The organism is Streptomyces sp. NBC_00461 (assembly GCF_036013935.1).
GTDB lineage: Bacteria > Actinomycetota > Actinomycetes > Streptomycetales > Streptomycetaceae > Streptomyces.
The window spans coordinates 2,908,695-2,927,854 of record NZ_CP107902.1 but is presented as its reverse complement, the minus strand read 5'-3'; the positions used below and the strand labels follow the sequence as shown (position 1 = coordinate 2,927,854).

General features: G+C 68.7%; 11 protein-coding genes, 1 other RNA gene and 2 pseudogenes. 10 read left to right on the top strand and 4 right to left on the bottom strand.

Features of this window, described 5'->3' with window-relative positions:
• Window positions 1-28 precede the first annotated feature (28 nt).
• The 5 genes and pseudogenes from OG870_RS13785 (at window position 29) to rnpB (ending at window position 3,178) form a co-directional block, all read left to right on the top strand.
• Entirely contained in the window at window positions 29-451 is a 423-nt protein-coding gene (locus OG870_RS13785; protein WP_327690920.1) for a DUF4260 family protein, read from the top strand.
• Window positions 444-983, top strand: coding sequence for a TetR/AcrR family transcriptional regulator (locus tag OG870_RS13780; RefSeq protein ID WP_327690919.1), 540 nt, complete (start codon window positions 444-446; stop codon window positions 981-983). Before OG870_RS13785 ends, OG870_RS13780 begins: the two co-directional genes overlap by 8 nt.
• A 30-nt stretch (window positions 984-1,013) precedes the next feature.
• Window positions 1,014-1,841: an AraC family transcriptional regulator gene (locus tag OG870_RS13775; RefSeq protein ID WP_266840648.1), complete on the top strand. Its 828-nt coding sequence runs from the start codon at window positions 1,014-1,016 to the stop codon at window positions 1,839-1,841.
• A 19-nt stretch (window positions 1,842-1,860) separates the two neighbouring features.
• A pseudogene (locus tag OG870_RS48155) lies at window positions 1,861-2,643 on the top strand (DMT family transporter); the annotation flags it as partial.
• Window positions 2,644-2,773: 130 nt separating this feature from the next.
• Window positions 2,774-3,178, top strand: an RNA gene (rnpB, locus tag OG870_RS13760) — RNase P RNA component class A.
• A 537-nt stretch (window positions 3,179-3,715) separates the two neighbouring features.
• On the opposite strand, the gene OG870_RS13755 is transcribed toward rnpB, so the two are convergent.
• Both OG870_RS13755 and OG870_RS13750 read right to left on the bottom strand, forming a co-directional pair.
• Window positions 3,716-6,334: a LamG-like jellyroll fold domain-containing protein gene (locus OG870_RS13755; RefSeq protein WP_266513349.1), complete on the bottom strand. Its 2,619-nt coding sequence runs from the start codon at window positions 6,332-6,334 to the stop codon at window positions 3,716-3,718.
• Window positions 6,335-6,604: 270 nt separating this feature from the next.
• Entirely contained in the window at window positions 6,605-8,104 is a 1,500-nt protein-coding gene (locus tag OG870_RS13750; RefSeq protein ID WP_327690918.1) for an arabinofuranosidase catalytic domain-containing protein, read from the bottom strand.
• A gap of 511 nt (window positions 8,105-8,615) precedes the next feature.
• Between OG870_RS13750 and OG870_RS13745 the strand changes: the two genes are divergently transcribed.
• From OG870_RS13745 to OG870_RS13725, 5 genes and pseudogenes are all read left to right on the top strand, one after another.
• Window positions 8,616-9,647 carry a substrate-binding domain-containing protein gene (locus OG870_RS13745; protein WP_327690917.1) on the top strand — a complete coding sequence of 344 codons (1,032 nt, stop codon included), beginning with the start codon at window positions 8,616-8,618 and terminating at the stop codon, window positions 9,645-9,647.
• Between the two features lie 414 nt (window positions 9,648-10,061).
• Window positions 10,062-10,379: a hypothetical protein gene (locus OG870_RS13740; protein ID WP_327690916.1), complete on the top strand. Its 318-nt coding sequence runs from the start codon at window positions 10,062-10,064 to the stop codon at window positions 10,377-10,379.
• 36 nt (window positions 10,380-10,415) lie between these two features.
• Window positions 10,416-10,574, top strand: a pseudogene (gene araD / locus OG870_RS13735) (L-ribulose-5-phosphate 4-epimerase); the annotation flags it as partial.
• Between the two features lie 399 nt (window positions 10,575-10,973).
• The gene (locus OG870_RS13730) at window positions 10,974-12,860 is read left to right on the top strand and encodes a DUF2075 domain-containing protein (RefSeq protein WP_266923881.1); all 1,887 of its coding nucleotides are present in this window, start codon (window positions 10,974-10,976) and stop codon (window positions 12,858-12,860) included.
• A gap of 205 nt (window positions 12,861-13,065) precedes the next feature.
• Window positions 13,066-15,177, top strand: a complete 2,112-nt coding sequence (locus tag OG870_RS13725; protein WP_327692303.1) for a DUF2075 domain-containing protein — start codon at window positions 13,066-13,068, stop codon at window positions 15,175-15,177.
• Window positions 15,178-15,230: 53 nt separating this feature from the next.
• On the opposite strand, the gene OG870_RS13720 is transcribed toward OG870_RS13725, so the two are convergent.
• Window positions 15,231-15,359, bottom strand: coding sequence for a DUF6408 family protein (locus OG870_RS13720; RefSeq protein WP_266585070.1), 129 nt, complete (start codon window positions 15,357-15,359; stop codon window positions 15,231-15,233).
• Between the two features lie 304 nt (window positions 15,360-15,663).
• Entirely contained in the window at window positions 15,664-18,729 is a 3,066-nt protein-coding gene (locus OG870_RS13715; RefSeq protein WP_327690915.1) for an AAA domain-containing protein, read from the bottom strand.
• Between the last annotated feature and the right edge of the window lie 431 nt (window positions 18,730-19,160).

The window sequence follows — 19,160 nt, the reverse complement described above, 5'->3', positions numbered from 1 at the left end:
TCACTCTCTTCCGCAACAGGAGGCAGCCATGAGTACGGTCACGACCACCACCACCGCCCACCGCTCCGCCCGATCCCTCCTCCGCCGCACGGCCTGGCTCGCGAACGCCCTGTTCTGGTCCGCCTTCGCGATCCTGGAAGCCGTCAACCACGGGTGGCTCGCCGGTGGCCTCGCCCTCGTCTTCTTCGTCCTGCCGGACCTGACCTTCCTGGTCGCCCTGGACGAGGCGCCCCGTATGGCGAAGGGACAGCTGGCTCCGCGCGCGGTGCCGTACTACAACGCGATGCACCGGGCCCTCGTCCCCCTGGCCCTGGCGGTCGCGTACTCGGTCCAGCCCGTCTTCGCCTGGGCCCCCGCCTTCGCGGCCCTGTGCGGCTGGCTCGCCCACATCTCGTACGATCGCGCCTTCGGCTACGGACTGCGCACGAAGGAGGGCTTCCAGCGTGGCTGACCGACCCGCCACCGACCGCCTGACCCCCCGCGCCCGCGAGATCGCGACCGCCGCCCGGACGCTCCTGGAGGAGTCCGGGCCGGCCGCGCTCACCCTGCGCGCGCTCGCCGACCGCCTCGGCATCAAGGCGCCCTCCCTCTACAAGCACTTCCCCGACAAGCACGCCGTCGAGGTGGAGCTGATCGCGCAGATGCTGGAGGAATCGGCGGCGGCCCTGGAGGCGGTGGAGGAACGCGAGCCCGCTTCGCTCCCGGCCCTCGCGGAGGCGTACCGCACCTACGCCCTCGCCCACCCCCACCTCTACTGCCTGGCCACCGAGCGCCCCCTCCCGCGCGCCGCTCTCCCGCCCGGCCTGGAGGACCGGGCCGCGATGCCGCTGATGCGGGCGTGCGACTGGGATGTGGACGCGGCCCGATCCCTGTGGGCGTTCGCGCACGGCATGGTGATCCTGGAGATCCACGGACGGTTTCCGGACGACGCCGACCTCGCCGCGGCATGGAAAAGAGGCCTGAAGGCGTTCCACTCCCCGTAGGGCACAAGGAGGTCGAGGGGGTATGGGCGCATGGCCGAGCAGGCACTGTGGACAAGGGCGAGGCTGGGCCGTTGCGGACCCCCGCTCGACCTGCTGACCGCCCGCTTCGACAAGCACGTCTACGCCCCGCACGCCCACGACGAGTTCACCGTCGGCGTCTGCGTGGGCGGCTCCGAGGTCATCGACTACCGCGGCGGCCACATCCGCACGGGCCCCGGCTCCATCGTCGTCCTGGCCCCCGGCGAGGTACACACGGGCGGCCCCGGCAACGCGACGGACGGCTACGCCTACCGCGCCCTGTACGCCGCCCCCGCCCTCCTCACGGACGGCACGTTCTCCGACGGCGTCCCGCACTTCCGCGAGCCGCTGATAGACGACCCGGAGCTGGCCGCCGCCATCCTGCGCACCCACACCGACCTCAACACCTGCCCCGACCCCCTGGAGGCCGAGTCCCGCCTCCCCTGGCTGCTCACGGCCCTGGCCCGCCGCCACTCCACGGCCCGCCCGACGACGGACGCGATCCCCGGAGCCGACCGCATCGCCACGGTCGTACGAGACCGCCTGGCCGACGAACTGCTGGAACCCCCCTCCCTGGCAGCCCTCGCCGCCGACCTGGGCCTCTCCCGCTACCAACTCCTCCGCGCCTTCCGTACGACGATGGGTCTGCCGCCGTACGCCTGGCTGGCCCAGTACCGCGTGACCAGGGCCCGCCGCCTCCTCGACACCGGCCTGCGCCCCGCGGAGGTGGCCTCCCTCGTCGGCTTCGCGGACCAGGCGCATCTGACCCGCTGGTTCCGGCGGGTACTGGGGGTGACGCCTGCGGCGTACCGCAACAGCGTTCAAGACGGCAGGCGCTGAGCGGGCGCATGGTCTCTGCATGACTGCACGCGGCTGGTTCCTGTTCTCCCTGATGGGAGTCGTCTGGGGCATCCCCTACCTGATGATCAAGGTGGCGGTGGACGCCCCGCTCTCCCCGTCCATGGTGGTGTTCACGCGCTGCGCCCTGGGCGCGGTCCTGCTGCTTCCCTTCGCGATACGGCAGGGCGGCCTGCTCCGCACGATCCGTACCCACTGGCTGCCGATGCTGGCCTTCGCGTGCATAGAGATCATCGGCCCCTGGTTCACCCTCACCGATGCCGAACGGCACCTGTCCAGCTCCACGGCCGGCCTGCTGATCGCGGGCGTCCCGATCGTGGGCGTGGTCCTGGCCCGCTTCTTCGGCGACACGGAGCAGTTGGGCGTACGGCGCATGGCGGGGCTGGCCCTTGGCCTGGTGGGGGTGGGCGTGCTGACGGTCCCGCACCTGACGGGCGGAGACGCCCGCTCCCTGGGCGAGGTCATGCTCACGGTCCTGGGCTACGCGACGGCACCGCTGATCGCGGCCCGCTGGCTGAAGGACGTCCCGACCCTCCAGCTCACCGCGCCCTGCCTGGCACTGGCGGCGCTGGTCTACGCGCCGGCGTCCGCGGCGACCTGGCCGTCCGAGATGCCGTCGACCTCGGTGCTGGTGGCGTTGATCGGCCTGGGCGCGATCTGCACGGCGCTCGCCTTCGTGGCGTTCCTCGAACTGATCAAGGAGGTCGGACCCACCCGGGCGACGGTCTTCACCTACGTCAACCCGGCCGTGGCGGTGGCGGCGGGAGCCCTGTTCCTGGGCGAGGAGCTGACGGCGGGCATCGCGGCGGCCTTCACCCTGATCCTGGCAGGCTCGGTCCTGGCGACGGCGGGACCCGGTTCCGGCTCCGGTCCGGTCGAACGCACACGCCGGGTAGCATGGTCGACACGGCAGACGAGCCGGGCGGACGGCCGCGTGGAGTCCTCTTGACGGAGGCTTCCCGAGGAACGTCCGGGCTCCACAGGGCAGGGTGGTGGCTAACGGCCACCCGAGGTGACTCGCGGGACAGTGCCACAGAAAACAGACCGCCGGAGGCTTCGGCCTCCGGTAAGGGTGAAACGGTGGTGTAAGAGACCACCAGTGCCCAGGGCGACCTGGGCAGCTAGGTAAACCCCACCCGGAGCAAGGTCAAAAGGAAACACCCCGGTGTTTCTGCGCGGACGTTCGAGGGCTGCCCGCCCGAGTCCGCGGGTAGACCGCACGAGGCCGGCGGCAACGCCGGTCCTAGATGGATGGCCGTCTCCCCGGCCGCCGCGAGGCGACCGGGCGACAGAACCCGGCGTACAGCCCGACTCGTCTGTCGCCAAGAGCCCCTGGCCAGTGAAAGTGCCGGTCAGGGGCTCCTTTTGTGGAATCTGAGGCCTAGTCAGAACCCGTACCGCACCGGTTCAAACGGGGTCGCACGGCTACGTGCGTAGCCATGAAAGCAGCGATGGGCTCCGAGGGTGGAGATTGGCGGCGACGGGTTCTGGCCTGCGGCAAGAGGCCTCTGCCCTGCGTGATCCGGATGGTCCGGCTGCGAAGCCTGGCAAGGCGCGAAGCTTCGTGAGCTTGTACCTCTTCGACAATCCGGCTTCGTGGGCAAGCTGCATGCTTGACATTTGCCCCCCGGGCGGATGCGCCCCGGCTTGGCCCGGGGGCGACGTGGATGCCGACCCCCAGGCCGGGCCGATCGAGGCCCCGCCGGCGGATTCCGACCGGCCGCCGCCGAGCACCACGGGGCGCTGTTCGGCCTGCTGTGCGCCAGGACTGCGGGCCGCGTTCCCGCACGCGAGATTGCACCCTGCCCGCCCGCAACGAGCAGGCAAGCAGGGTGTGTTGTGGCATTCGGCAGGCGTCAGGTCAGGGTGAGTTCCAGGACCGTGACGGAAAGTGCCGGCACGGTGCTGGTGAATGTTGCCGCGGCGCCCTTGACCGTGCTGGTGCTGGGTACGAGGGTGTTGGGGTCGGCCAGGGTGTTGGTGGTCGTGCGTGAAGGGCCCGTCAGGACGGTGGCGGTGGCGTTCTTCTTGACACCCTTCGCCAAGCCCTTCAGTTCGACCGGCACGGTCGCCTTCTCCGTCCCGGAGTTGACGATCGCGACGTAGAGACGGTTGCCGGAGCGGGTGGCCACGGTGGCGAGGCCGGGCAGCGCGCGTGCGGTGGCCGGCAGCACCGTTTTGCCCAGTTGGCTTGTCAGCATTTGCTGCGCCCAGTAGCTGGGCGACACGTAGCTGGTGAGGTTGTCGTAGGCGATGAGGTTGGTGGCCCACACGTTGTTCTTGACGTGGGAGAACAGCGGCGCGTAGCACTCCATCAGGACCTGGTCCGAGTTGCGGATCAGTCCGGCCAGCCAAGCGGCGTCGCCCAGCGCGGCGTTGAGGTCGGGGGTGGGGCGGCCCTCCTGCGCGGCCCACTCACCGACGAAGACCTTCGTCGAATTGCGGTCCCGGTTGTCGTACTTGTGGGTGGAGGCCTGGGCGGCGGACGGCGCGAGATAGTAGTGCTCGTCGATCAGGTCCGGCGTGCGGCTCGTCACCGTCGTCGTGGCGATCAGCTTCAGGTGCGGGTACTTCGCCTTGATCGCGTCGTAGAAGGCCGTGAATCGGGCGTCGTAGGAGCCCGAGGAATCGAACCAGTCCTCGTTGCCGATCTCCACGAACTCCAGCGGGAACGGCTTCGGGTGTCCGTCGGCGGCCCGTTTCGCGCCCCAGGTGCTGGTGACGGGGCCGGTGACGTATTCGATCTCGTCGAGGGCGTCCTGGACGTACGGCTTGAGCGCGTCGCCGGTGACGTGTTCACCCTTCAGCGTGTAGCCGGCGAAGACGGCGAGGACCGGCTGGGCGTGCATGTCCTCGACCCATTCCAGGTATTCGAGGAGTCCGAGCCCGTCCGTGGACCAGTAGCCCCAGGCGTCGTCCATGTGGCCGGGGCGCTCCCAGACCGGACCGATGGTGTTCTTCCAGTTGAACCGCGTCGCGATGGTGTTGCCCTCGAGGAAGTTTCCGCCGGGGAAGCGCAGGAACTTCGGCTTGAGGGCGATGAGTTTGTCCATCAGGTCGGTGCGCAGGCCGTTGGGGCGGTTGTTGTGGGTGGGCGGGAAGAGCGAGACGTGCTGGAGCCACAGGGTCCCGCCCGCGGCGGCGGGGTCGGCGGTGGTGACGGTCAGCCTCGCGTCGCCGGTCACGGGGGCGCCTGAACCGGTGCGCAGGGTCAGCTCGAAGGGGCGGTCGGGGAAGGCGGTGCCGATGTGCGGCACTCGTGCGGAGGCGTACACCGTCGTGCCGTCCGCCGACTCGATGGCCACCGTGAGGGGACCGATGCGGCGCGATGCCTTGGCGAAGAAGCGTGCGGTGTAGGTGGTTCGGGGGCGCACGGGTATGCCCCAGAAACCGTCGTTGGCCACCCCGGCCCGGTTCCCGGTCCCGGTACCGCTCGGCAGTACGACCTTGAGGGAACGCTTGAGGACGTCGTTGAGGGGGGTGGCGGTGTCGAGCGCCAGGGTCGTGCCGCCGACGGCGGACCAGTGCACGGGCGTGGTGTCGCTGGCCATCATCGAGCGGTTCTGCACCAGTTCGGCGTAGATGCCGCCCTCGCCGGAGTGGTTGATGTCCTCGAACATCAGGCCGGGGAGGATCGGGGACACGGCGTGTGCGGGATTGGCGACGTCCACGCTCAGCAGCGGTGTCGTGGTCTCCACCGGCACCCCGGCCAGCGTCGCGACCTGGTCGGAGGTGAGGGCGGCCGGGAACATCCACACGTCGTCGATCAGGCCCTGCCACTGGTCGACTTGCCCGCCGCCGTAGAGCGCCCGGCCGATCGCCGTGTCGCCGGTGCCGGTCCAGCCCGCGGTGTAGGCGGTTTCGCCTTCCAGCACGCCGTCGACGTAGAGGCGGGTGACACCGGCCGAGGGGTCGCTGACGCCGACCAGATGGGTCCAGGTGCCGGTGGTGGGGGCCGAGGCGGCGGCCGCCACGGCGGCGTTCTGGGCGGCGTCCGAGTCGAGTCGGGCGAAGGCGAAGGTGCCGACGTCGTCGCGCAGCCCCAGGTAGAAGGAGCTGACCACCTTGCCGTCGATGCTGACGGCGGTCTGGTAGCCGCCCAGCTGAGTGAGGTTGACCCAGGCGGCCACCGAGAACGCCTTGGAGGTGTCGAGGACGGGCCCGGACGCGGTGGCGTTGCCGCCTGCCGTGAGGCTCAGGCTGTGGGCGCCGACCTTGCCGGTGTCCCAGGCGGCCGCACCCTGGAGCGTGGCGGGGTGAGCGTTGCCGGACGAGTCGGCGGCGGAGGTACCGGAGCCCTCGTCGAAGGTCCAGTGTGCGGTTGCGGCGGGCAGGTCCGAGGCGGTGGCGTCCGCGGCCGTGCCCGAGCGCTCGGCGGCCCGGGCGGGAGCGGAAGCAGCGAAGGTCCCGGCCAGGGATGCGGCACCGAGGGCTGTCAGGACGGTTCTGCGGGGCAGTCCGGCTTCTGAAGGCATGCGGGAATTCCTTTGCGAGACGGATCGATCGGACACTGCGTGTGGGGCGCGGCGGGGGAACGAGGCTGACCCGGGGGAGAGAGGTAAGTGCCTTTCTGCCGGCGGCGGCTGGATGTGCGTGGAGCCCAGGCGCGGATCAGTGCGCTCCGGGCCGGCTGTGGAGGGTGAGGTCCGGGCAGCTTGGCGGCCCGTCCACCGATCGCGTTCCAAGACAGGCCGTTGGTCCGCCGTTGGGGAGGTTGGCGGGCCATCGGCGAGTCGGTCGTTCGGTCAGGGGGCGATGTTCCACTGCTGGCAGGTGTTGTCGAGCTGCTGCCACTGACGGACCGCGGTCCCGTTGGCCGTTCCGCAGTTCGTCACGTCGAGCACCGTGCCGGTGTTGACGTTGCTGATGGTGTAGTGACTGCCGACGGCGGTGACGTCCCACTGCTGGCAGGTGTTGCCGAGCGAGGCCCACAGCTGGACGGCCGTGCCGTTGGACTGACCGCAGTTCTCGTCGTCCAGGACCGTGCCGCTGTTGACGTTGGTGATCGTGTAGTGGCCGTTGCCCGCGCCGGCGAACTTCCACTGCTGGCAGGAGTTGCCGAGCGAGGCCCACTGGTCGATCGCGGTTCCGTTGGCTGTCCCGCAGTTGACGGCGTCGAGGACCTTGGAGCTGTTCACGTTGGTCAGGCGGTAGGCGGTGCCGGCGACCGGGAAGGTCGCGGTCGGGGTGGTGTAGCCGACCGAGGTGACGTTGGCCTGTACGGCGTTGTCGGCGGCGTCCGTCGGATATCCGGAGGTCATGACGCCTTCGAAGAAGGATCCGGCCGAACCGTTGCTGTTGTCACCGCCGGTGCCCAGGACGATTGCGCCTTCCAGGTGCATCGGGGTGTATCCGCCGAGGTTGGGCAGGGCCCCGTTGTACCAGGTGGTCAGGCTGCCCGACTGGGCGTTGCCGCCCTTGATGGCGTAGGTGGTCTTGCCGTTGTTCTTCTCCAGGGCGGTGACGAACTCGCTGGAGTTGCCCTTGTTGTTCGAGTTGGCTCCGTTCCCTCCGAAGAAGAGCCCGTTCTCCAGGTCCGCCTCGACCCAGGGGCCCGATCCGGCGCCGGAACACGAGAACCAGCACTCCGTGCCGAAGTTGATCGCGTCCATGTGGCCGTTGCCGGTGTCGTTGCCGGACGTCTCGGCGTTGCCGTAGTCGAAGCAGCAGCGGTTGTTCACGTGGTGGCCGCTGGTCACCATGTAGGCGCCCTCGGGGGAGCTGCCGGTGGCGATGCCCGTGGTGCTGTTGTCGCGGTAGCCGACGCCGGCGTTCACGAAGATGCCGTACGCCTTGTGGCCGCCGACCGTGACCGGCAGAGCGTTCGCGATCGCGCCGACGTCCTGTCCGCCGTTGCCACCCGGCCCCTCGATGGTCAGGTCGTTGTGGTTCGAGCTCTGGTCGTAGATCTTGGTGATGACGCAGGTCGTGCCGGAGCAGAAGGAGTCCTGCGCCGCGGCGTTGGCGTAGCCGCCGGCGCTGAGTACGCCGATGTTCGTGGTGGCGGAGTCCGAGGCGCGCTTGACCTGGTAGAGAGAGCCGTTGTAAGAGGCGTAGAGCGCCCGCGTGGTGCTGTGCGCCGCGGCGCAGGGCGTCCCGGCGGAAGCGTAGATGTCGCAGGGCAGCGACGAGGCGGCCTGGGCCGTGCCCGCGGTGCTGATGGTGGCGGCCAGGATGCCGGCGAGCAGTGCCAGGACCGCGCCCACCACCCTCAGCCGGAGCCCTCTCAGATGTGTGGCTATCACTGTGGACCTCTTCCGTCTTGGGTTCGACCCGCTCGGCAGGGGAATTGTGAGCGCTAACAAGGGGGGCTCTCGGATGCCGCCACTCATCCGAGCTGTATGGGGACGGGGGTACGGTCGGCCTGTCGGACGCCCTGTTGGAGCTGGACCGGGATGCTGTGCCTGCACTGTTCTCGCGAGGTCGATGATGATCGACCGGTCTCGCGACTCCGTCTTTTTACGCCGGGATGAACATCCGGTCAACACTGCTGAACAGTCAAGAGTGTGGAAACAAAGGTCATGCACTCCCATAGCTCCGGCGCCCGGTCGGCATTGCGTAGGCGACGCTGGCGGCGACAAATGGGCAGGTCAGAGCGGTTCTAGGGCCTGACGATCCGGTTGAGAATTCCGAAAGAGAGCGGTTGGAGCGCCTTGACCCTCAGGATGTGTGCGCTAACAATTCGCCCACGACGCGCTGCCCCCCATCGGAGAAGGCGCCGGATCGGATACATGATGGTGCGTGAGAAGGTGGAGCATGGACGCGGATCGTGCACCGGTGATGGCGGACGTGGCCCAGGTCGCGGGCGTCTCGCACCAGACCGTCTCACGGGTCCTCAACGACCACCCGAACGTGCGGCCGGCCACCCGGGACCGTGTGCTCGCCGCCGTCCGTGAACTCGGCTACCGCCCCAACGCCGCCGCCCGCACCCTGGCCACCCGCCGCACCCGCACCCTGGGTGTGATCAGCTTCAACACCACGCTGTACGGCCCGGCTTGCATGCTCTACGGCATCGAGCAGGCGGCCAGACAGCACGAGTACTTCGTCACCGTGGCCGCGATCGGCACGCTCGACCGGCGCTCGGTACTGGATGCCGTCGACCGGCTTCGGGACCAGGGCGTGGAGGGGATCATCGTCATCGCGCCGCAGAGCACCGCGGTCGCCGCACTGGCGAACGTGCCGTCGGACGTGCCCCTGGTCGCGGTCGGCTGCGGCACCCACACCTCGCTGGCCTCGGTCGCCGTGGACAACGAGGCGGGTGCCGAACTCGCCACCTCCTACCTGCTCGACCTCGGTCATCGCACGGTGCACCATCTGATCGGGCCGCGCTCCTGGCTCGACGCGCAGGAGCGCGAGGCCGGTTGGCGCAACATGCTGGGGAAGCGTGGCGCTCCGGTGGTCGAACCGCTGGGCGGCGTCGACTGGACGGCCGGCACCGGGTACGAGCTCGGTCAGCGGATCGCCGCCGACCCCGATGTCACCGCGGTGTTCTGCGCCAACGACCACATGGCCCTCGGCCTGCTGCGAGCCCTGCAACAGGCCGGGCACCGGGTGCCCGAGGACATCAGCGTCGTCGGTTTCGACGACATGCCGGAGACCGAGTACTTCGGCCCGTCGCTGACCAGCGTCCGTCAGGACTTCGACGAACTCGGCCGACGTGCCCTGCGGGCGCTGATCGAGATCGTCGGCGATCCCGACGCCGGGATCCCGGCGTCCGGCGAGACACCCCACATCGTCATCCCGCCCACTCTTGTGGTGCGAACCTCGGCCACCCGCCCCCGGCGCTGACCGGCGTCGCCCCGGTCGCACCACCGGCCTGCACTGAGAAAGGGAAGTCCGCCATGGACCGCTTCCCGTCAGCGTGAGCGCCGGCCATTCGGCTGGGGGACCACCCCGATCACCAGGGGTCGTCACGGCGAGTGCCATATGCCGAACGACCGTTGCTGCCAAGCCACTTGGGTCGCGATCCCGGCGAGGCGAGCCGTCTTCCGGTCCGATGGCCCCCACGACCTGACCCACCGTCAGGCACTCACATATCGTCACCGTGCCGCCCTCACCGCGGCCGTTCACCACGGTCGGCGTTTTCGCACGGCCACAGCAGGCCACTCGCCCGCCTGTGCTTGCTGACTGCACCACCACCGACCATCCCCGCCCGCCTCCCAGGCACCGCCATGCCAACGGCCGGAGACCGTCGGCGGGACCGTGGCCTCCGACGCGGAGACCATCCTGGCCAACAACCCCGACGTCAACGGCCTGTACGGGGTCCACTCCTACGACGGCCCCGCGCTGGCGCAGGCGGTGACCTCGGCGGGCAAGTCCGGCTCCGTGCACATCGTGTCGGACGACTCCGACGCCCAGACGCTGAAGTTCATCAAGTCCGGCGTCATTTTCGGCACTGTGGTGCAGTGCCGTACCAGCAGGGCGACACCGGGGCGTACACCCTGGCCGCGGAGAAGGCGCTGGGCAAGGACAAGACGATGGCACTCGTCAATGAGAACGGCGCCGGGAAGTCCACGCTGATGGGCACGCTGGCCGGGTCCGTCCCGGTGGACCGACGCGATCATCTACGAGGCCGTCGCCGATATCGCGCTCCAGACCCTCAGCCTCGCCCCGACCGCCCCACCGCTCAGCCACCTGCTCGACCGCCACTACACCCGCAAGCACGGCACCGACGCCTACTACGGCAACCCAGACATGACAACGGCCTCCAGATGACCGGCACGCTTCGCTGTCGGCTTGATCGGGCTGTACTGGCGTACAGCCCGACTCGTCTGCCCTCAAGGGCCAATGACCAGTGAAAGCGCTGGTCATCGGCCCTTTTGGCGAAATCAGGGACTTGGCCAGACCCTGTTCCGCACCGGTGTAAAGCGGACCGTGTGGCCACGTAGGAAGTCGAAGATCGCGGTGCGGGCGGCGGCCCGGCTGGGTCAGGAGCTCGTGCCGAGCAACTCCCGTTTGATGGTGGCGAAGAACGACTCGGCGAGCCTCAAGACCGCCAGGTACCCTCAAACACATCGTCAACGCGGCCCGACGGGCTTCCGCTCCACCCCGGTGGAGTCTCGAAGGACATGCCCCCACCCGCACGAGTCCTTTCGTGCTGCCTGGGGGAAGTCCTTGCTGTTCCGCGCGTCCGCGAAAACGGTCGCCGTCATGGCACTCGACGGTTCGCTGTTCCTGCACCTCACCGACAACTTCGTCCACATGCACGGCTATCGGCCCGGTGCCTCGGAGGTGCGTTCCTGGGAACGCAGCATCCCCGTCCTGGCAGCCGCACTCAACGACGCCGGCCTGGGAGACGTGGAGGTCATGCTGGAGTACGCGCTCCCGCTGAACAGCAAGCGGGCCGACGTCGTACTCGCCGGTGTGCACCCGGTCACGGGAGACCCGTCGTACGTCGTGGTGGAGCTGAAACAGTGGAGCCAGGCTTTGCCCCACGAGGACGACCTCACCCTGTGCCATGTCGACGCATACGCCCAGCCGGTCCTCAACCCCATCGAGCAGGTGCGCCGCTACTGCGAGTACCTCGTCAATTTCAACGGGGCGGTATCCGAACACGGGCACCGGGTGGCCGGAGTGGCATTTCTGCACAACGCCACCGAGTTCGGCGTGACCGGGCTGCGGGAGATCGAGTACGACGGCCATGGACTGCTCTTCACCGCGGAACGCCGCGGCGCCTTCCTCGACCACCTTCGTTCGAGGCTGAGCGACAAGCACCCAGGGGCCAGGGCAGCGGACGAACTCCACGCAGGCGCGACGGTGCCGTCGAAGCAGCTGATGTCCGTGGCCGCCGAGGAGGTGCGCGAACGCACACAGTTCGTCCTTCTCGACGAGCAGCAGGTCGCGTATCGCATGGTCCTCAACGCGGTGGAGAAGGCGAAGCACTCCGACCGCAAGGAAGTCGTCATCGTCACGGGTGGCCCCGGCACCGGCAAGAGCGTGATCGCTCTCCAACTGCTCGGCGAGCTCTACCGTCGCGGTGTTCCCGCACTGCACGCCACCGGCTCGCAGTCGTTCACGAAGACGATGAGGAAGGTCGCCGGAGCTCGCAGGCGAGAAGTCCAGGACCTGTTCAAGTACTTCAACAGCTTCATGACGGCCGAGAAGAACAGCCTGGGTGCCCTGATCTGCGACGAGGCGCACCGCATTCGGGAGACCTCGGCCAACCGCTACACGCGCGCCGAGAACCGTACCGGCAGGGCCCAGATCGACGAACTCATCGACGTCGCCTACGTGCCCGTCTTCTTCCTCGACGAGCACCAGGTCGTCCGTCCCGGCGAGATGGGGACGGTCGCCGAGATCAAGGCGGCAGCGGCGAAGCGGGACATCCCGTGCCACGTCATCCCGCTGGACAGCCAGTTCCGCTGCGGGGGCAGTGACGCCTACCTGCGCTGGGTGGTCCGGCTCCTCGGCCTGGAGCCGGGCGGGCCGGTGGTGTGGGAACCCGACGACCGCATGCGGTTGTCGGTCGCCGACAGCCCGCAGGAGATGGAAGCCTTCCTCGAAGCCCGGCGGACCCACGGCTACGGCGCCCGCATGTCCGCGGGTTACTGCTGGCGCTGGTCCCCGGAACCCAAACCAGGCGATCCGCTCCCGCCCGACGTCGTCATCGGGGACTGGGCCCGCCCCTGGAATCTGCGTGGTGATCGCTCCGTCTCCGGTGCGCCGCCGGCCGCTCTGTGGGCCACTGACCCGGCAGGTTTCGGACAGATCGGCTGTGTCTACACCGCCCAGGGCTTCGAGTACGACTGGTCCGGCGTGATCATCGGCCCGGATCTTGTGTGGCGCGGCGACCGATGGGTCACGGACCGTACGGCGTCCAAGGACCCGGTCTTCAAGAAGTCCACCCCGGACGCCGACGTGGACCGCCTGATCCGCAACACCTACAAGGTCCTGCTGACCCGCGGCATGGTCGGAACGATCGTGTACTCGACGGACCCGGAGACACGGGAGAAGCTGCGGGAACTCGGGGGACAGCCGACGCGGAATCTGGCCGCGACGTGACCGCGGTACCCACGGCCGGACAACCGAGATTGCCGTGAATCGGCCAAGCCACTCGGTCGAACAGGCCGAAAGAGGATCGCCGTTCCCTGGGTGAGCCGCTTTCTGCCTAAGATCACCGAACCGGTCGCGGCCCGACGGGCTTCCTCTGTGGACACGCCCCCACCCGCACGAGTCACTCGTGCCCTGGGGGAACCTCCTCGTGTCCATGCTCCTGCTGCGGTTGGCGGCGCGAGACCTGCTGGCCCTGCACGCACGGCGTCGCCTGGTGCCGCACCTGGCCGCCCGCTGGGTGCACTTCGGGCGAGGTGAGTCCTCTGACGGCGAGCGCTCCGCCTGGGCCAGAAGCCTTGTCTCTCTCGCTGAGGACCTGGTGGCCGCCGAGCGGGGCAACGTCGAGATGATCGTCGAATGCTCGCCGACCGTGGAGGAATCCGAAGGCCCTGGTACGGACGGGCAGATCGATGTGGTTCTCGTGGGCAGGCACCCCGCGGAAGGCACCCTTTCCGTCCAGCTCGTCGAGTTGAAACAGTGGTCGGCGGTGACGAGGGTGGAGGCTGCGACAGCTGATCTCGTGTACGTCGACGGGATCGACGACCCCGTCAAACACCCTGCCCTCCAACTCAGCGAATACCACGCGCTGTTCACCGGCCCCACAGGTCCGCTGAACGGGCTGCAGTTCGAGTGCGGTGGTTTCGCCTATCTGCACAACGCCACGAATGAATCCGTCCGGCCACTGCTCGGCGTCGACGCGCCTACAGGCCCCTACGCGCACACGTACACGAGTGATACCCGGGCCAGGCTTCTCAGCGACTTGCAGCGCCATTTCACAGCCGAGGACGACTACTCCTCGGCCGAGTACATACTGCACCGGATGAATCTCCGGAACACGCCGTTGCTCGAAGCGATGGTCAACTCGTGCGGGGAGGACACGGTCTTCACCTTGCGGGGGCGCCAGAGGGAAGTCGCCGATGACGTACTCGATGCTTCGGAGCTGATTCTGGACAGCCCGGACCGAGCGGCGATCGTGCCCCGTCCACAGCATGCCGTCTTCCTGATCAGCGGAGGGCCTGGCACCGGGAAAAGCGCCGTCGGGTTGCAACTGCGAGCCGATCTTGAAGCCGCAGGTCGTACGGTGAAGTACGCGAGTGGTTCGCGGGCCTTCAACGCCGCGATCAAGGAGAACGTCGGATACACCGCGGCCGAGTTCCGGGAGCGCTTCGCGTACTTCAGCAGTTTCGTGAATGCGCCGAGTCCGCCGCTGGACGTGTTGATCTGCGACGAGGCGCACCGGCTGAGGGACAAGACCACCAACTACCGCCTCCCTGCGGAGAAGCAGGGCACGAAGCCGCAGGTGGACGAACTGCTCGATGCGTCACGTCTGACGGTCTTCTTTCTCGACGCAGGCCAGACCGTGCGCCCGCACGACGTCGGCACCGTGGAACATATCGAGGATGCCGCGCGACGCCGCGATGCGCTTGTCCGTCGCTACCATCTGACGGAGCAGTACCGATGTGGAGGCAGTGACGCCTACCTCCGCTGGGTTCGGGCATTGCTCGGCGTTTCGACGCAGGAGCCGCACGATTGGGTCCCGGACGGACTCATGCACATCGAAGTCGTCGACACACCCGACGAGATGGAGCACATCGTCCGCACCGAGTTCGAGGCAGGAGCGACCGCCCGGATGGTGGCCGGCTACTGCTGGCCCTGGAGCAAGCCGGACGAGAACAAGAACCTCGAGAAGGACGTACGCATAGGTGGCTGGCACCGTCCATGGAACGCGTCCAGTGAGTCCTTCTGCGCCAACGGCGAGCCACCGTCGAGGATCTGGCCGGTACACGACGCCGGAATCGGCCAGGTCGGCTGTGTCTACACCGCGCAAGGTCTTGAGTGGGACTGGTGTGGGGTGATCATGGGCGATGACATGGTCTGGCGTACCGACCGCTGGGTCTTCCGGCGAGGAAAACAGCGAAAGGGCCTGGCGGCTGGTGTCATGCGGGTCGCGAAGCCGGGCTCGCTCGATCCGAAGGTTCGAACCAGCACCCTCGACGACGACGAATTCGCCCGCTGCGTGCGTCACGCCTACCACGTCCTGCTGACCAGAGCGAGCCGGGCGACCGTCCTCTACTCCACGGACGAGGAGACCCGGCGTCACCTCAGGAAGTTGGTGGGGAAGACCGACGTGCAGGGGCTCCGGCCGACGCAGTCGACCATCCCTCCCGAGCTGAGGATCGCGCGGCACAGCGGGGCCGCGCGGAGCCGCAGGGCCCGACGGGCACAGAGCAAGGCCAAGCGGAAGAACGACATGATGCTGTTCTGAGCCCTGCGCTCAAGGTGGAGCGGCGGGCTCCCGGTGCCCGCCACTCGCCTGCTTCAGAAAAGCAGGTGCGCTGCCGACATCATCGCCGCCACCAACACGTTGGCGACGACACTGATGGCGACGTCCACCAGGACCTTACGGAACCAGGCGAAACGCGCAGGCTTGTACTCGGCAGGGTTCACAGGTGACCACTCCTTGGCCGTGAGCAGGAATGGTGGGGGGACGGCCCACCGGGCATCCGCTCACACACCACGCGTGTCCGCGTGGCGATTCACCACCACTGCTCACATGCCGCCGACCGGCACATGAACTCCGCGCTCGTACCCCTCCGGGAGGATGCGCAGCACAAATAACCCTACTGCAACTGGAGTTGTGCAGGCATGCGAGTGAGGCGCCCTGTCCGGGCCTGCCGGGGGCGGGCGGCTCTCCGTCGTCCGTGAGGGCTGTGTGTGGATCCGGGCGGCGCCTGCGACCGCCGGGAGGACGTCATGATGACGGCGGCAGCCAGCGCGCGGCCTGCTCCCGGCTCACCTTGGCGGCGTCCACATACCACTTGCGGCGGTCGGGATCCCACCGCGCGCCGAGCCGCTTCTTCGCCTCGTCCTTGTCCGCGTAGGGGACCTCCAGATAGAGGCGTTCTCCGTCGGAACGGCCCGCTCCGCCCGCCTTGTCCGCGCCTGTCGTCCGCGGGTTCCACGCGGCCCTCTCCTTGCGGGCACGCTCGATGACCCGCCCCACCCGCTCGCACGCCACCGGGTCCGTGAGCCGCATCATCAGGTCGGTGGGGCCCTTGTTGGCCAGCAGATTGAGCGAGCCGTGCCACAGCACACTCCCGTCAAGGATCAGCACCTTCTCGTGCATCCGCTCGCGGAACTCGACCCGGCAGCCCACCGAAAGCAGTTCGTCGACCAGTTCCCGAACACGTGCAGCCGCCGTATCGGTCGTCTGCTCCTGCGGGTCCCGGGTCCTGACCGTCACCTGAACGCCGTCCACCACCCGCTTCGCAAGATGGGCCGACCAGGTGCGGACCGGCTGGCGATCGAGGAAGGGTGAGTACAACTCGATCGTGCGAGTGGTCCTCGCGATGTCCCACTGAACGGCCGCGGGCACCTCGTCCGCGGGGAAGAACGCAGGCCGGGCCAGCTCCTCGTCGGACAGGGCCGACAGCTGGGCCGCGTCACGGACCGGGATGAGCTGGTCCACGGACATGCACTGCGCGTTCGCCTCCAGGTGATCGAGCATGCGCAGCGCCTCGCTGCCGACGGGCAGGTGCTCACGCAGGTGCTCGACGTCCGCAAGGACGACGAGGTGGTCCTGCGCCCGGCTCAGTGCGACGTTGAGGAGCCGGCAGGTGTGCGAGGACAGGCCGCTGCCGCTGAAGAAGTACCCGGGCGACCTGCCGGATCCGGCCGTGGTGTCGAGGACGACGATCGGTCGCTGGCTCCCCTGGAACCGGTGGACGGTGTCCACGAGACCTTCGTACGACGTCCCGAAACGGTACGACAGGCTGTTCTTGAGGGCCTGCACCTGCGCGCGGTACGGGGCGATCACCGCCAGCCGGTCCGTGGCCTGCTCCCCCGCGGGTACGTCCTCCGCCTTGCGGCCGGGCAGGACGCCCTCGTACTGCAGACCGCGCACGAGTTCGTGGACGGCCGCCTCGTGCACCGTGTTGGTGAGGTGGTCGCGCCCGGCGATCCGCTGCTTCGACGTGTCGATGAGGATCACGGGCGCGTCGACCAGCGGGTTGAACGGAATGCGAGAGCCGTCCGCCCGTCCTGTGGACAAGGGCGCGTCCGGATAGGCGACGGTGTTGACCACATCGCAGATCGGACCGCGCATCCGGTACTGGGTGTTCAGCGCCACGAGCCGATTGTCCGGCCGGACGGATCCGGCCTCCCCGACCAGGCCCGCCGCGTGGAAGACGTCCCGCGCGCACCACTGCAGGGCGTGGTCGCGTTCCTCCGGCGTCGCCTTGCGGTCGCCGCTGCCCTTGGTCACCGCCGGAAGCTGGCGGAAGTCGCCCGCCACGACGACCCGCTTCCCGGCGAGACCTGCCGCGTACCAGGCGGAGGGAAGATCGACCATCCCCGCCTCGTCGATGACGACCACGTCGACCCGGTCGAGCAGCTTGTGCGACTGGACGGCCTTGGCGACGGTCGCACCGAGGACCCGACACTTCGAACGGACCGTGTCCTTGATCGCCCGCCGCTGCTCTTCCAGCGTGTTGATCTCCTGTTGCAGCCTGTCGGCCTGCGACACCAGCGATGCCCGGCTCGGCAGGCCGGACACCCTTGTCTCCTCGGCCGACAGGACGGACCGCAGCCGGGTCACTTCCGCCATGGCATGCCGCCCGGCACGTTCGGCAGCGGCGAGGTTCGACGCGATCGACTCCAGGCGGGTACGGGCTCCGGTGACGGCTACTCGTGCGTCGTCCAGCTGCTTCTGCTTCCGGTCGGCGAACAGGCCGCGTGGAGCGCCGACCTTCTCGATCAGGGCGGTCTGCTCGGCGATCTCCCTGCGGGCGCAGGCCTGGGCTGAGTTCGCCGCGTCGCGGCTCTGCGTGGACTGCGTGTACTGCTGTTGGGCCGTCGCGAGATCGGCACGGACGACGCCCACCTTGTCGTGCGCGGCGATGCCCGCCTGAGCGGTGCGCAGGGCGGCGGCGCGTTCGGTGAGTGCGGCGTCCAGCGTCGCGGAGAGCCGCGCGGCGATCCGGTCGGGATCCACCTGCTCGCCGTACCTGTCCCGCAGCGACGGGACCGTGATGTCTCCGGCGCGCTGCACGAGCCCGTCGGGGAAGCCGGTCTCCGCGGAGAGAAGGTCGCAGACGCGTTCCAGGGCCTGGTCGACGGCGACCTTGGTGGGCGCCAGGAAGAGAACCGTGAGGTCCTGTCGGTAACTTCCCTCGATGATGTGTCCGACGACATCGGTCTTGCCGGTGCCGGGCGGCCCCCACAGGAAGGTGACCTCGCTGGCGAGAGCCTGGGAGACCGCCTGACGTTGTCCGGAATTGAGCTGCAAGGACGCCCAGTCGGCCACCCACCGGGCCATCGAGCGGTCGCTGCCGAGCCGCGGGCTGCCCCGGCCGACCATCCACCCGGCACTCTCCACACGCACAGGGTGTTCCGGCTGTCCCACTGCTTCCAGGCGTTCGGCGAGCGTGCGCCATCCGGCTGCGTCGTCCTCGCGTATCTGCACGTTCGCGGGCGAGTCGCCCAGGTCCACGGCGGTGGTCAGGCGCACACCGCCGTCCGGAAGCCGCTTGGCCTCGGCCGGCGCCCAGTCACCGGTGGAGCGGGATGGCCGGACCAGCACGGGCTTGCCGTCGAGGCCGTCCTGCCACTTGCGGCACTGGAACAGGTACTCGTGCCGCGCCTCGGAGTGCGAGGTACGGCGGCCCTTCGACAGGGCCACCTTCTGCTCGTCCTTGCCGTCGCTGCGCAGCTCGGCGGTGACCTCCAGCCGGACCGCTGCCAGCAGCTCACCCACCGGATACGGACGGATCGATTCCTGTGCCATCTCCACCCCCGAGGTGATCGGCTTCATCGTCATGACGTGTGCCGGACCAGGGCACACGGAAGAGCGAGCCTATGTACCCCGAGGTGGGGCGAACGTGTTTCCGGTCAGCGCTGCCGGGCGGGGAGAACACCCTCCTCACCGGTGGAAGTCGAGTTCTGGGACGTGGCCCATGCAGCACCGCGTAGGTGGCGAGCTCCGCGACGATCTGTTCGCCGCGGATCAGGAGCCCGGAGCGTCGGAACCCGGCTGCTGCGGGGCGGGCGGGGAGTGTGAGTTCACCTTCGGTCTCTTCTTCGCGCTGCGGGTGCGTACGGGTACGGCCCGTTCACGGGGCCTCTCGCCGCTCCTTTGCGCGACGCGGACCGGGCCGGTCCTGCGGGCCGCATGTCCCATGGTCCCGTTTCTTCACCACCCCTTCTCAAGCCACAGGCGGCCACTAGGATCATTATCGAGGGGCTGACCAT

Coding starts and splice junctions, on each gene's coding strand:
- OG870_RS13725 (WP_327692303.1), top strand. CDS start 13,066: ATGCTCCTGCTGCGGTTGGCGGCGCGAGACCTGCTGGCCCTGCACGCA.
- OG870_RS13785 (WP_327690920.1), top strand. CDS start 29: ATGAGTACGGTCACGACCACCACCACCGCCCACCGCTCCGCCCGATCC.
- OG870_RS13775 (WP_266840648.1), top strand. CDS start 1,014: ATGGCCGAGCAGGCACTGTGGACAAGGGCGAGGCTGGGCCGTTGCGGA.
- OG870_RS13745 (WP_327690917.1), top strand. CDS start 8,616: ATGGACGCGGATCGTGCACCGGTGATGGCGGACGTGGCCCAGGTCGCG.
- OG870_RS13715 (WP_327690915.1), bottom strand. CDS start 18,729: ATGACGATGAAGCCGATCACCTCGGGGGTGGAGATGGCACAGGAATCG.
- OG870_RS13755 (WP_266513349.1), bottom strand. CDS start 6,334: ATGCCTTCAGAAGCCGGACTGCCCCGCAGAACCGTCCTGACAGCCCTC.